The organism is Microbacterium sp. TS-1 (assembly GCF_000509385.1).
Classification (GTDB): domain Bacteria; phylum Actinomycetota; class Actinomycetes; order Actinomycetales; family Microbacteriaceae; genus Microbacterium; species Microbacterium arborescens.
In genome coordinates, this window is record NZ_BASQ01000001.1 from 1,981,882 (window position 1) to 1,993,857 (window position 11,976).

Annotated in this window: 13 protein-coding genes; 6 read left to right on the plus strand and 7 right to left on the minus strand. The window is 69.0% G+C overall.

Translation table 11 applies throughout. The features are described 5' to 3' along the window. Nucleotides 1–34: 34 nt before the first annotated feature. A complete protein-coding gene (gene mmsB / locus MTS1_RS09185; protein ID WP_023953310.1) occupies nt 35–1,378 on the minus strand; it encodes a multiple monosaccharide ABC transporter permease in 1,344 nt (447 codons plus the stop codon). Then, nucleotides 1,375–2,898 carry a multiple monosaccharide ABC transporter ATP-binding protein gene (gene mmsA, locus MTS1_RS09190; protein ID WP_023953312.1) on the minus strand — a complete coding sequence of 508 codons (1,524 nt, stop codon included), beginning with the start codon at nt 2,896–2,898 and terminating at the stop codon, nt 1,375–1,377. Before mmsA ends, mmsB begins: the two co-directional genes overlap by 4 nt. Nucleotides 2,899–3,112: 214 nt before the next feature. Here mmsA and MTS1_RS09195 point away from each other — a divergent pair, with 214 nt between their 5' ends. Next, on the plus strand, nt 3,113–4,120 hold the full coding sequence (locus tag MTS1_RS09195; RefSeq protein WP_023953314.1) for a LacI family DNA-binding transcriptional regulator: 1,008 nt from the start codon (nt 3,113–3,115) through the stop codon (nt 4,118–4,120). Between the two features lie 25 nt (nt 4,121–4,145). Then, nucleotides 4,146–4,778, plus strand: a complete 633-nt coding sequence (locus tag MTS1_RS09200) for a LysE family translocator (protein WP_023953316.1) — start codon at nt 4,146–4,148, stop codon at nt 4,776–4,778. Nucleotides 4,779–4,848: 70 nt separating this feature from the next. Here the strand turns inward: MTS1_RS09200 and MTS1_RS09205 are convergent, their stop codons facing one another. Both MTS1_RS09205 and MTS1_RS09210 read right to left on the minus strand, forming a co-directional pair. Then, nucleotides 4,849–6,261 (minus strand): HNH endonuclease signature motif containing protein, encoded by a 1,413-nt coding sequence (locus MTS1_RS09205; protein ID WP_233494914.1) that lies wholly within the window; start codon nt 6,259–6,261, stop codon nt 4,849–4,851. A 155-nt stretch (nt 6,262–6,416) separates the two neighbouring features. Next, nucleotides 6,417–7,157 carry a GNAT family N-acetyltransferase gene (locus MTS1_RS09210; protein ID WP_023953320.1) on the minus strand — a complete coding sequence of 247 codons (741 nt, stop codon included), beginning with the start codon at nt 7,155–7,157 and terminating at the stop codon, nt 6,417–6,419. Between the two features lie 183 nt (nt 7,158–7,340). Here MTS1_RS09210 and MTS1_RS09215 point away from each other — a divergent pair, with 183 nt between their 5' ends. Beyond that, nucleotides 7,341–8,087, plus strand: a complete 747-nt coding sequence (locus tag MTS1_RS09215) for a Pr6Pr family membrane protein (protein ID WP_023953322.1) — start codon at nt 7,341–7,343, stop codon at nt 8,085–8,087. Here the strand turns inward: MTS1_RS09215 and map are convergent. Continuing rightward, nucleotides 8,071–8,841, minus strand: coding sequence for a type I methionyl aminopeptidase (gene map / locus MTS1_RS09220; RefSeq protein WP_023953324.1), 771 nt, complete (start codon nt 8,839–8,841; stop codon nt 8,071–8,073). The genes MTS1_RS09215 and map overlap by 17 nt on opposite strands. A 58-nt stretch (nt 8,842–8,899) precedes the next feature. Between map and MTS1_RS09225 the strand changes: the two genes are divergently transcribed. Further along, nucleotides 8,900–9,166: a helix-turn-helix domain-containing protein gene (locus tag MTS1_RS09225; protein WP_036305390.1), complete on the plus strand. Its 267-nt coding sequence runs from the start codon at nt 8,900–8,902 to the stop codon at nt 9,164–9,166. Between the two features lie 66 nt (nt 9,167–9,232). Here MTS1_RS09225 and MTS1_RS09230 read toward each other — a convergent pair whose 3' ends face one another. After that, entirely contained in the window at nt 9,233–9,724 is a 492-nt protein-coding gene (locus tag MTS1_RS09230) for an FBP domain-containing protein (RefSeq protein WP_023953326.1), read from the minus strand. A 321-nt stretch (nt 9,725–10,045) separates the two neighbouring features. Here MTS1_RS09230 and MTS1_RS09235 point away from each other — a divergent pair, with 321 nt between their 5' ends. After that, complete coding sequence (locus MTS1_RS09235; RefSeq protein WP_023953328.1) at nt 10,046–10,729, plus strand: hypothetical protein; 684 nt, start codon at nt 10,046–10,048, stop codon at nt 10,727–10,729. A gap of 81 nt (nt 10,730–10,810) precedes the next feature. Continuing rightward, the gene (locus MTS1_RS16070; protein WP_023953329.1) at nt 10,811–11,503 is read left to right on the plus strand and encodes a phosphatase PAP2 family protein; all 693 of its coding nucleotides are present in this window, start codon (nt 10,811–10,813) and stop codon (nt 11,501–11,503) included. On the opposite strand, the gene MTS1_RS09245 is transcribed toward MTS1_RS16070, so the two are convergent. Continuing rightward, entirely contained in the window at nt 11,448–11,894 is a 447-nt protein-coding gene (locus MTS1_RS09245; RefSeq protein WP_036304721.1) for a hypothetical protein, read from the minus strand. The genes MTS1_RS16070 and MTS1_RS09245 overlap by 56 nt on opposite strands. Between the last annotated feature and the right edge of the window lie 82 nt (nt 11,895–11,976).

Sequence of the window (11,976 nt, forward strand, 5' to 3'; positions counted from 1 at the left end):
CTTCGGTGCGGAGAGCCATCAGCGAGCGGTGTCGTCATCGACGACCGGCATCGACGGGCTGACTGGTCTCATTGGTTCCGGCGGTCGGCAAGACAGTCGGAGGTGTGGGGACGTCGGCGCGAGCTCGGCGTCGCGCCGACCAGAGGCCGATGATCGACGGGCGCCCGGTCGCCTTGCTGAGCACGTCGATGCCGACGGCGAGCAGCAGCACGAGGCCCTTGATGACCGATACGAGGTCGGCGCCGGTGCCCACGAGCTGCAGCCCGTTGTTGAGGAAGGCCATCACGAGTCCACCGATGATCGCGCCGATGACGGTGCCGATGCCGCCCGAGACCGCCGCGCCGCCGATGAACACCGCCGCGATGGCGTCGAGCTCCCATCCGTTGCCGTCCTGCGGTCCGGAGGCACCCGAGCGGGCGACGAAGATCATGCCGGCGAGCGAGGCCAGTACCGACATGTTCATCATCACGAAGAAGTCGACGCGCCGATCCTTCACCCCCGACAGCGTCGCGGCGAGACGGTTGCCGCCGACGGCGTAGATGCGCCGGCCGAACGTCGTGTTGTTGGTGATGAACGAGTACAGGATGACGAGGGCGACGAGGATGACGCCCGAGATCGGGAACCCGGTTCCCGGCCGCCCGGTCGCGAACAGGTAGGCGGCGATGAGGATGACGCCGCCCACGACGACGACCTTGAGGATCGAGACCCACAGCGGGGCCGACTCGGCTCCGGTCTTGGCCTGACGCCGGCGCAGGCGGATCTCGTTGACGACGATCCAGAGCGCACCGAGGATGCCGAGCGCGAGGGTCAGCACGTTGAACGGCAACGGGATGAAGGGGAGCTCGGGCAGGTACCCGGCACCGATCACCTGGAAGTCGGCGGGCACGGCGAGGGTCGTCGACTGCCCGACGATCTGGTTCAAGCCTCGGAAGATCAGCATCCCGGCGAGCGTGACGATGAACGCCGGCACGCCGACGTAGGCGACCCAGAACCCCTGCCAGGCGCCGATGAGCACGCCGACGACGAGCCCGAGCACGATCGCGAGGTACGACGGCAGGTTCCAGTCGGCCATCGACTTGGCGACGACGATGCCGGTGAAGGCGGCGACCGACCCGACCGAGAGGTCGATGTGGCCCATGATGATGACCATCACCATGCCGATCGCGAGGATCAGGATGTAGGAGTTCTGATTGATCGCGTTGATGAGGTTGCCCGACGACAGCGTCAGGCCATTGGTCCAGATCTGGAAGACGAGGATGATCAGCACGAGCGATCCGAGGATGCCGAACTGCCGCAGCGTGGATTGTCCGCCGCCGAACGCTTTGCGGATGTCGGCCAGCCCGCCGGTGCGGACGGGGGCGGTGTCGGGCTGAGTCATGCGGTCACTTTCTTTCCACGGTCTGCGGTCATGCTCCGCATCAGTTCCTCGGGTGTGGCTCTGCGTGCGTCGATCTCGTCGGTGATGCGCCCCTCGAAGACCGTGTAGATGCGGTCTGCCATGCCCAGCAGCTCCGGCAGCTCGCTCGAGATGAGGAGCACGCCCTTCCCCTGAGCGGCGAGGTCGTTGATGATCGAGTAGATCTCGTACTTCGCCCCGACGTCGATGCCGCGGGTGGGCTCGTCGAGGATGAGCAGGTCGGGATCGGTGAACATCCATTTGGCCAGGACGACCTTCTGCTGGTTGCCGCCCGAGAGCTTCGAGACGCCGTTGTCGACGTTCGACGTCTTGATGCGCAGCCTCCCCCGGTAGTCGTCGGCGACGGCGCGCTCTTCGTCCTTATGCAGCACGCCGTGCGGCGCGATCTTGCGGAGCTTCGCGGACACCACCGATCGCCGGATCGGGTCGAGCAGGTTGAGCCCGAGCACCTTGCGGTCCTCGCTCACGTAGGCGAGCCCGTGCGAGATCGCCGCCGGCACGTCCTTGAGCGTCACGGGCTCGCCGTCGATGAGGATCTGACCGCCCTCGTAGAGGCCGTACGAGCGGCCGAACAGGCTCATCGCGAGCTCGGTGCGGCCGGCTCCCATCAGGCCCGCGAGACCGACGACCTCGCCGCGGCGGACGGTGAGGTGCGACGACTTCGCGACGAGTCGGTCGGCGTTCAGCGGATGCCGCACCGTCCAGTCGCGCACCTCGAAGAAGACCTCTCCGATCTTCGCGTCGCGCGGCGGGAACCGGTTCTCGAGCGAGCGGCCGACCATGCCGCGGATGATGCGGTCCTCGTCGACGTCGCCGGCGTGGACGTCGAGCGTCTCGATCGTCCGACCGTCGCGGATGATCGTGATCGAGTCGGCGATCTGGGCGATCTCGTTGAGCTTGTGGCTGATGATGATCGAGGTCACGCCGCGGTCTCGCAGATCGGTGATGAGGCCGAGCAGGTGCTGCGAGTCGTTCTCGTTCAGCGCGGCGGTCGGCTCATCGAGAATCAGCAGCTTGACGTTCTTCGACAGGGCCTTGGCGATCTCGACCAGCTGCTGCTTGCCGACGCCGAGCTGCTTGATGGGGGTGGCCGGGTCATCGCGCAGGCCGACCCGTTCGAGCAGCTCACGCGCCCGGGCTCGCGAGGCGTCCCAGTCGATGCGGCCGAACCGCGAGATCTCGTTGCCGATGAAGATGTTCTCCGCGATCGACAGCTCGGGGATGAGGGCGAGCTCCTGATGGATGATCGCGATGCCGGCATCCTCGCTCGCCCGGATGTCGCGGAACTGGGCCGCCTGCCCGTCGAAGACGATGTCGCCCTCATAGGTCCCGTACGGGTAGACCCCCGAGAGCACCTTCATGAGCGTCGACTTGCCGGCGCCGTTCTCGCCGCAGATCGCGTGGATCTCTCCGACCTGCACCGTGAGCGACACGTCGGCGAGGGCGATGACGCCGGGGAAGCGCTTCGTGATGGAGCGCATCTCGAGCAAGGGTCGGCCGGTCGAACTCCGGTCAGGCCGTTCGCGGCCGTGTCCGGGCACGCCGGATTCTGAATCGGTCACCAAAGCTCCTCTGCCCCAGCTCATCGGATGTCAACGTTGTCATCGAGCGACGTCACTCTACGCTCCGCCTTGCGATGTGTGAAGCATCGCCGCACAGATAGAATGTCCACCGTTGTCATCGGAGGGAGCAGGGATGCCGAATCCGACGCGGGCGACGATTCAGGATGTCGCCCGGCTCGCAGGGGTGAGCGCGAAAACCGTCTCGCGTGTCTTCCACGGTTCGGACCAGGTGCGTCCGGACACGCGCGAGCGGGTGATGGCCGCCGCGGAACGTCTGCGATTCCGTCCGAACCGCGTCGCGCGCGATCTGCGCCGCGGCGGGGTGACCAGCACCGTGGGCTTCGTGATCGGCGACATCCAGAACCCGTTCTACTTCACCGTCGCCGGGGGCATCGAGTACGAGCTGGCGCAGCACGGGTACACGATGCTGCTGGCCACGACGGACGACTCGGCCGAGACCGAGCGCCGCGTGGTCGACGCGGTCCTGTCACAGGGCGTGCGGGCACTGCTGCTGATCCCCGTCGCGGACGATCAGTCGTACCTCGAGGGCGAGCGCCATTTCGGCACGCCGATCGTCGGGGTCGACAGGCCTCTCGAGAACCTGCTGTCCGACACGGTGCTGCTCACCAATCGCGCCGGGATGGCTGAGGCGGTGCGATCGCTGACCGCCCTCGGACACCGCCGGATCGCGTTCGTCGCGAATCCCGCGTCGGTGCACACAGTGCGGGAGCGATTGGCGGGGTACCGCGACGCGCTCGCGGAGGTGGGGGTGAGCCCGACCGATCGCTGGCTGAGCCTCGGCGACGACCCGGCGGCGAGCACGCGCGACGCCGTCGTCGAGCTGATGCGTTCGAGTGAGCCGCCGACCGCGATCGTGACGGGCAACAACCGGGCGACGACGGCGACCCTGCAGGCGCTGCGCGATCTCGATTCGCCGTGCGCGCTGATCGGCTTCGATGATTTCGAGCTGGCGGAGATGCTGGGGATCTCTGTCGTCGCGCACGATGCGCACGCGCTCGGCCGAGCCGCAGCGCTGCTCGCGATCGATCGGATCGACCGCCCGACGGCGCCGCCGCGACGCGTCGAGATCGCGACTTCGCTGGTGCAGCGCGGGTCGGGCGAGCGTCCGCCGCACGGCTGAAACATCGACGGAGTAGCTTTCGCTCGTGATCCCGTTCGAGAATGTGCTGGCGTTCCTGCTCGCCGCGGTCGTCATCATCGTGATCCCCGGGCCGAGCGTGCTGTTCGTCATCGGGCGGTCGATCGCGTTGGGGCGCCGGGCCGGGGTGCTGAGCGTCATCGGCAATGCCCTCGGCACCGTGCCCGCTGTGATCGCGGTGGCGTTCGGCGTCGGTGCGATCGTCGCGTCATCGGTCGCGGCGTTCACCGTGATCAAACTCGTGGGCGCCGCCTACCTGGTGTGGTTGGGCGTGCAGGCGATCCGCCATCGCCACGTGCGGGTCGACGCTCCGGGAGGCGAACGGACCTCGTCGACGCGTCTGCTCACCCAAGGGTTCGTCGTCGGCATGACCAACCCGAAGACGATCGCGTTCTTCGTAGCGGTGCTGCCGCAGTTCGTCGCCCCCGAAGCTGGTCCGATCTGGATGCAGCTCCTCGCGCTCGGCCTCCTCTTCCAGGTGCTCGCCGTCGTCTGCGACAGTTTGTGGGCGCTGGCTGCGGGAACGGCCCGCGCCTGGTTCGCCGACTCGCCGCGGCGCATGTCGACGCTCGCGGGAACGGGCGGCGTGATGATGATCGGCCTCGGCGGCACCCTTGCGTTCGCCGGCTCGAAGAGCTGACCGCATGTCGCACAGGCTGACCGCGGGGGAATTGTCGGTGTCGAACGCGACCGGCGTCAGAAAGCTGGCGTCAAAAGGGTGGTGATTCGGGTGGCGCTACCCGCTCGGTTCGGCCACCCGGTGGCGCGTCGCCGATAGCGGCCGTGTCACCCGTGTCGATCGTGAAGCACACCGCCGGTGTCGGTACGTCTTCGCGGTAGACCCGCCCGAGGGGTGAGGTCCATTCGAGGACTCCGCCGCCGAGTTGTCTGACTTCCCATTTCGTGAATTGCTTCATCGAATGATGTCGCTGACAGAGGTGGGCAAGGTTGTTGATATGGGTGTGCCCGCCGAGGGCGTAGTCGATGGTGTGATCCAGTTCGCAGCGGATCGCTGCCCGTCGGCATCCGGGGAACCGGCAATGCTGGTCCCGTGCCATCAGCAGTTTCTTCATCGCCGCGGTGGGCCGGTAGGTGTCGATCTCGACCGGGGTGCGGGTGACCGGGTCGATGAACAGCCGGTCCCACTCCGATCCCTGCCCGGCGACCTCGCGTGCCGTTTCGGCGTCGATCAGCCCGGCCCCGACGGCCTCGGCGGGCCGCTCATCCCGACCTGTCAGGGTCTCGGCGGTCACGGCGACCTGCACCCGCGCGCGGATCGCGCCGAGCCCACCGGCCCGGTCGGTCCCGTAGGTCGGATCGACCACGGGCGCCCCGCCGAGGACGAGATCGCCGAGGACGTCCGCGCGCAGTTGGTCCATCGTCCGGACATCCGGTGCGGCATCCGCATCGACACTCGCGCCCGCGCCATCCGCATCGACACTCGCGCCCGCGGCATCCAGCCCCTCAGCGCTCGGCCCTGCCACGGCGCCGGCCGCCTCCACTCGGGCGTCCTTCACGGACTGTCCCATCTGCGTGAGCCGGTCGAGGATTCCGGCGGCGATGACGGTGGGGAGGGTGGCGATGAGGTCCGACATCCCGTCCGCACCGTGCGATACCCGCACGCACCTGCTCGCGGCGGCTTCTCGGTGCCGGTCGGTGAAGGTGCGTTCGTGCAGTTGCTCGGCCAGGGCCCGCAGGGCCGGTTTCACCCGCGTCGCGATATCCCGCTCACAGACCGCTATCGCGGCGACCTCGAACTCGGCCCGCACCTCATCGGGCAGCCCGGTTCCCGCTTTGACGACCACCTCGATATGGTCGCGGGTGATCCGCCGCTGCTCCCACGCCTCGAACACGGCCGGGTAGTCATCGACGATCGTCAACGCATGGTCGATGTCGGCCTGCAGGCGCCGGTCGCTGCGCCGGGCCAGCCCGGCCGCTTCGGCCGCGACCGAGCGCAGCTCCATGTCCGACGCCATCCCGCGAACCCCATCACGCTGGGCCTCACGAAGCGCCGACCGCCCGAGCTCGGCCAGCGCGCGCACCGACGCGACCTCCGCGTAATGCACCAGCGCCAACGTCTCGCCGTAAGCGGCGATCGCGTGGGCGTGCGGCGAGACCTCCACCCCGTCCGAGCCACCACCCGTGTTCGCTGCCATGTTCCCATTGTGGCAGCAGGGTCAGACATTAGTATCGAACATAGCGACGAACTAAGAAGCCCGTCAGAGCGCGCCCCCTGGGGAGGAATCGCCGCTGGAGAATCGCGCAGCGAACGCCCCGCTCAGGGAACTCGCACGCCGGTGAAGTTCGTCCGCTGCCGCAGCTCGAATCCGAGCTTCTCGTACCCGGCGATCGCATTCACGTTCGACGCCGCGGCGTGCATCATCGCGCGGCCGCCCCGCTGCCGGATGTGGAAAGCGACATCCAGCACCAGCCGAGACGCCAGCCCCTGCCGCCGGTACGCCTCGTCGGTAGCGACAGCGCTGATCTCGGTCCACTCGCCCGGCTGCAGCCGCTCCCCGGCCATCGCGATCAGCCGGCCGTCACGCCGGATGCCGATGTACCGGCCGAGCAGGTAGGTGCGCGGGCGGAAGGGGCCGGGCCGATTGCGCTCGACGAGCGCGAGCATGTCGGCGACATCCGCCTCACCGAGCTCGACCGCCTCGTCGTCCGGCCTCGGGCGGAGGCGATCCGTCTCGACGAGCTGCACGCCTGCGCCGCCGAACGTACGGACCCAGCCCTCCGGCAGTTCCGGCGCAGAGGCAGCGACGCCCGCGGCATCCGCACGGTCGGGCGTGCTGATGCTGAACTCGTTGCCCGACCCCACCACGGTCGCGAGCGAGTCCCACACCGCGGGGTCGTCCCACGTGCGCACGCCCACGAAGCCGGCCACGTCGTCGGGGTACCGGCGGACGAGGTCGTCGCCGATGGCGAAATGCGCATGCACCCCGGTCAGCGAGTGCCACGCGGCGTTGTCGCGGACGTCGGAGACTCCCAGAGCAGGAGGGGTGGTGATGGTCATCGGATTCGTCCTCTCGCGCGCGCCGCGTGGTGCCTTCGTCGCGGTCGCCGAGGAACGCAACGCACGGGAGCGCAGATCCATGCCCGAGGATGCCGCACCGCGACGCTAGCCGTGACCGGACGCGACATCCCGGACCGCCGCCACATACGTTCACGAACGGCGGGCGAGCGATAGTGTGCCCTCGTGCAGAGCTCGAGGCAGGCGACGGTGTGGTCCGTTCTGCGGCTGGCGATGGCCGTCGTCATCCTGGCCGCCGTCATCACCCAGCTGACCGTGTCGCTGACCCGAACCGCCGAGACCGGCGGCGACGTCGCGACAGTGTTCGCGAACTTCTTCAGCTTCTTCACGATCCTCTCGAACGTCATCGCGGCGGTGGTCCTTGCGACGGCGGGCGCCCGAGCGCTGATGCGGCCCGCCGAAGCCGCCGGCTCACTCGGGCTCTCCGCCGCGCTCACCTGCGCCACGGCGTACATGGTCATCACCGGAATCGTCTACAACGCACTCCTGCGCGGGATCACGCTCCCGCAGGGATCCGAGCCGGTGCCGTGGTCGAACGAGGTGCTGCACCTGATCGGCCCGATCTTCCTCGTGCTCGACCTGCTGATCGGAACCCGGCGCCGCGCCCTCCGCTGGCAGGTCGTCTGGGTCGTAGTCGCGTTCCCGCTGCTGTGGGTGGCCTACACGCTCGTCCGAGGCCCGCTCGTCACGAACCCCACGACGGGCGAGCCGTACTGGTACCCGTACCCGTTCCTGAATCCGAATGGGCCCGGCGGATGGGGGTCGGTCGCGGCGTACGTCGTCGTCATCGCGATCGGCTTCGTCGCCGTCGGCTTCGGAGCGGTGTGGGTCACCCGCCGCCGCGGCCGCGCCGTGCCGACGAAGGCCACCACGGCAGAGGCCACCGCGACGGAAATCACCGCGACAGAGTGAGGATCTCGGCCGCTCCGTCGGTGATGGCGATCGTGTGCTCGGTGTGCGCGGTGAGGCATCCGGTCGAGCTGCGGAGCGTCCACCCGTCCGCGTCGGTCACGAGCACATTCGTGTCTTCCATGACCCACGGCTCGATCGCGATGAGCAGCCCGGGCCGCAGGATGTAGCCGCGCCCCGGCCGCCCGGTATTCGGGATGTGGAGGTCGCCGTGCATCACCGTCCCGATGCTGTGACCACCGAACTCGGTGTTGATGGAGTATCCGGCACCGGAGAGCACATTGCCGATCGCGCGCGAGATATCGCCCACCCGGTTGCCCGCGCGTGCGACCTCGATGCCCGCCGCCAGGGCACGCTCGGTCGCGTCGATGAGGGCCGCCGCCCCCTCGGGACGTTTGCGCCCGACGATGAAGCTGATCGCGGCGTCGGCAGCGAGGCCGTCTTTGATGACCGCGAGATCGAGCGTCAGGAGGTCGCCATCGGCGAGACGGTAGTCATGCGGCATCCCGTGCAGCACCGCGTCATTGACGGCGGTGCAGATGTAGTGCCCGAAGGGTCCCCGCCCGAACGACGGCGCATAGTCGACGTAACAGGACGTCGCTCCGTTGTCGGCGATGAGCTCGCGCGTCCACTCGTCGATCTCGAGCAGGTTCGTGCCCACCTGCACCCGCGAGCGCAGGTCGCGAAGGATGCCGCCGACGATGGCTCCCGTCTCGCGGGCGCGGTCGACCTCGGGCGGTGTGAAGATCTCGATCATGATGCGCTCCTCCGGTATAAAAATACCGGTCAAACTATACCGATACGATGAGCGCATGATGGTTCGTCGAGCTCTCACCCCCGAAGCCGTCGAGCGCGGCCGGCGTCTGGGCGCCCACCTCCGGCGAGCGCGCGGCGACCGGTCGATCGCCGAGGTCGCGGCAGCCGCGGGGGTGTCTCCCGAGACGCTGCGCAAGATCGAGACGGGGCGGCTGGCGACCCCGTCGTTCGCGACCGTCGCCGCCGTCGCCGCGAGCCTCGGCCTATCGCTCGACGCGCTGGCCGCCGAGGCGCTGCTCGCAGACACCGCCCCTGCCACGATCTGATCGGTGACCGCCGGGCGTCCGGCCCCGCCTCGTCGAGGAGAAGCCGGACGCACGGGCGGGGTTGGCTCAGGCGCCGTCGCGCAGGTCGCGGAAGAAGGCGTCGACGTTGTTCCGGAGCGTCGCGATGCGACGATCGCGCGCCGCTGCGGCGTCGAACCCGAGGTAGGGCGGCGGGTCGAGCCGCCGGACGTTCCGCGAGCACTCGAATCCCGAGCACAGGAGCGTCCCGACGGTGTTTCCGGCACGACCGGCCTTGCCCGCCCGCTTCGCGGCGAAGAAGACGACCTCGTTGGGGAGGGTGACGTCGCAGCACCACGAGCACTGCGGACGCGTACGCGTGGCCTGGTCGGCCTGACGCAGCTGCAGGCCGACGGCCTCGCCGTCGACCTCGGCGACGATGAACCCGAGCAGCGGAGTCTTGGGGTCGCGCCATCCGTAGTAGTCACGGGTGGACCAGTCGACGTCGCCGAGATCGGCGGGGATGACGAGCGAATTGCGCTCGCGGAGCGAGACGTTGATGAACGAGGAGCGGATGGCTTTGGCCGTGAGGGCGAACATGGAAGGGTCCTGTCTGAGTACGCGTTCGCGCACCACCGTCGCGCCGGCGCCCGGAACGGGCTGCGAGCGGACGGTCGTGAGCGGATCATCCCGGAACGACGGAGTCGTCGCCCGGGACCGGGAGAGCGCATCGCGGACGAGAGTCGACGCGACGCGCGCCGGATCAACCGGCGAGGAGGACGAAGGATGCCGCGCCTGTGCCACCGGCGCTGAGCGCGCCGGAGACCCCCTCACGCCCAGAGGGCATCGGCAGGCGGGCGGTACTCACGCGTCCAGGCTACTCCCTGCCCGCCCGGCCGTCACCGGCGATAGCATCCCCCCGTGACGACGAACGATCGGGGACGGCGCCTCGTCGAACGAGCCGGGGCCCGCCTGGAGGAGCATCATCCGTCGTTCGTGACCTCCCACCCCACGGCCCTCGGGCTGCTGTGGATGGTCGCCGTGGTCGCACTGCTCGTGATCTGCGATCTGCTGGGCGGCCCGCACTGGCTGCGCGCGACCCTGACCCTCACCGCAGCACTGCCCCCGCTCGTGGCGACGCTCATCGTCCTGTCGCAGACACCGAGGTCGCACCTGGAGTACGAGCCGTCGATCCTGACCCACTTCTTCGCGCGGTTCCTCGCGCTCTTCAGCGCCTTCGTGTTCTGGCTGGGCTCGGTCGTGATCGGCGGAGCGATCGCCGTGCAGCTCGCCGACGAGAGCGGCACGAACATCGAGACCGCCTGGCTCGTCGCCGGCGACCTCTTCGCCCGCATCGTGCCTCCGGTGACCGTGCTGCTCTACTGCGTGCTGATCATCCGCTACGCGAGCTACCTCGTGCGTTTGCGCGGCTGGTCGGCTGTGCCCACGCGTCACCGCATCCCGGAGCATTTCCTGGCCGAGGCGCCGCGCACCCGGCAGATCGTGATCGGTCTCGCCCATCCGGGCCTCCTGCTGGCCTCGGGCCTGCTGTCGACGCTCGTCGCGACCGCGCTCACGCTGCGTGCGGAGGCGCTGCTCTCCTGAGGCGGAAATACACCGCGCGGACGATGCGACTCAGCCTGCGAGCGGATGCCGCGCCGCGGCGCGCTTCCTAGCGTTGCTGAAGTGAGCACCGTCATCCCTCGATCGTCGATACTCCCCCTGTCCGCTGTCGCGGTCATCGCCGCGGCGGCGCTGCTCATCCCGTGGTGGGGCGTGAGCCTGAGTGTCCAGGTCACGCGCCGGGCGATGAACGCGGGACTCGCGCTTCCGGCGACCGCGTACCTTTCGGACGTGTTCCTGTCTCTTCTCGCCGTCGGAACGGTCGTCGCGTTGGCCGTCGCGCTCCGCCGCGGCCCGCGGCGCCGCATCCTCTCGATCGCCGCAGCGGGCGGAGTGGTCATCGCCTACGCAACGAGCGAGATGGTCAAGGTGGCTCTGATGCAGGCCCGTCCGTGCACCCGCTGGACCGCGCTGACCGCGTGTGACGCGACGGGCTACTCCTTTCCCTCGAACCACTCGGTTCTGGCGATGGGCGCGGTCTGGGTCATCGCCGTCGCGCTGCACCGGGCGTGGGCGACCTGGACGGCTGTCGCAGCGGCGCTCATCGTGCTGTCGGGCCGGCTGTTCGAAGGTGCGCACTACCTGCACGATGTCGCGGCCGGGACTCTGCTCGGTCTCGCCGTGCCCGCGCTGCTGACGGCGATCGCGGTCGCCGCGACGCGAGAACCGCGGTCGGCGGGGGTCTCGCCGGCCTCGGCGCTCAGTCGATCGCCGCGCGGACCAGATCCCGCACGCGACGCTCGACCTCGGGAGTGACCTCGACTATCGCGAACGACGTCGGCCACATCGACCCGTCGTCGAGCGTCGCCGTCTCGTCGAAGTTGAGGGTCGGGTAGCGGGTGTCGAACTTCGACTTGGGCTGGACGAAGATGACGACCTTGCCCGCCCGCGCGTATGCGGGGAACCCGTAGAACGTCTTCGGATCGAGGTCGGATGCCTCCTCCGACACGATCCGGTGGACCATGCGGGCGACCTCGCCGTCGATCCCCTCGAGCGCGTCGATCGCCTCCATGCAGGCCTCGAGCTCCTTCGCGAGCTTCGCGGCACCCTTGAGACCCTTCGTCGAGCGGAGCTCTTCGGCCCGCTGCTTCATCGCGGCCTTCTCCTCGTCGGAGAACCCGGCCCCGCCCGCCGTGCTGTCAGCCATCGCCACCCCTTCCGCGGCCCGCGGCGCGGGCGTCACGGTCCGATCGTGCCACTCGCGCCGCGTGCGGGAAAGATCCGACATC

Excerpts from the sequence above, each read along its gene's own strand:
- mmsB (WP_023953310.1), bottom strand. The coding sequence starts at position 1,378 with ATGACTCAGCCCGACACCGCCCCCGTCCGCACCGGCGGGCTGGCCGAC.
- mmsA (WP_023953312.1), bottom strand. The coding sequence starts at position 2,898 with ATGCGCTCCATCACGAAGCGCTTCCCCGGCGTCATCGCCCTCGCCGAC.
- MTS1_RS09195 (WP_023953314.1), top strand. The coding sequence starts at position 3,113 with ATGCCGAATCCGACGCGGGCGACGATTCAGGATGTCGCCCGGCTCGCA.
- MTS1_RS09210 (WP_023953320.1), bottom strand. The coding sequence starts at position 7,157 with ATGACCATCACCACCCCTCCTGCTCTGGGAGTCTCCGACGTCCGCGAC.
- map (WP_023953324.1), bottom strand. The coding sequence starts at position 8,841 with ATGATCGAGATCTTCACACCGCCCGAGGTCGACCGCGCCCGCGAGACG.
- MTS1_RS09225 (WP_036305390.1), top strand. The coding sequence starts at position 8,900 with ATGGTTCGTCGAGCTCTCACCCCCGAAGCCGTCGAGCGCGGCCGGCGT.
- MTS1_RS09230 (WP_023953326.1), bottom strand. The coding sequence starts at position 9,724 with ATGTTCGCCCTCACGGCCAAAGCCATCCGCTCCTCGTTCATCAACGTC.
- MTS1_RS09245 (WP_036304721.1), bottom strand. The coding sequence starts at position 11,894 with ATGGCTGACAGCACGGCGGGCGGGGCCGGGTTCTCCGACGAGGAGAAG.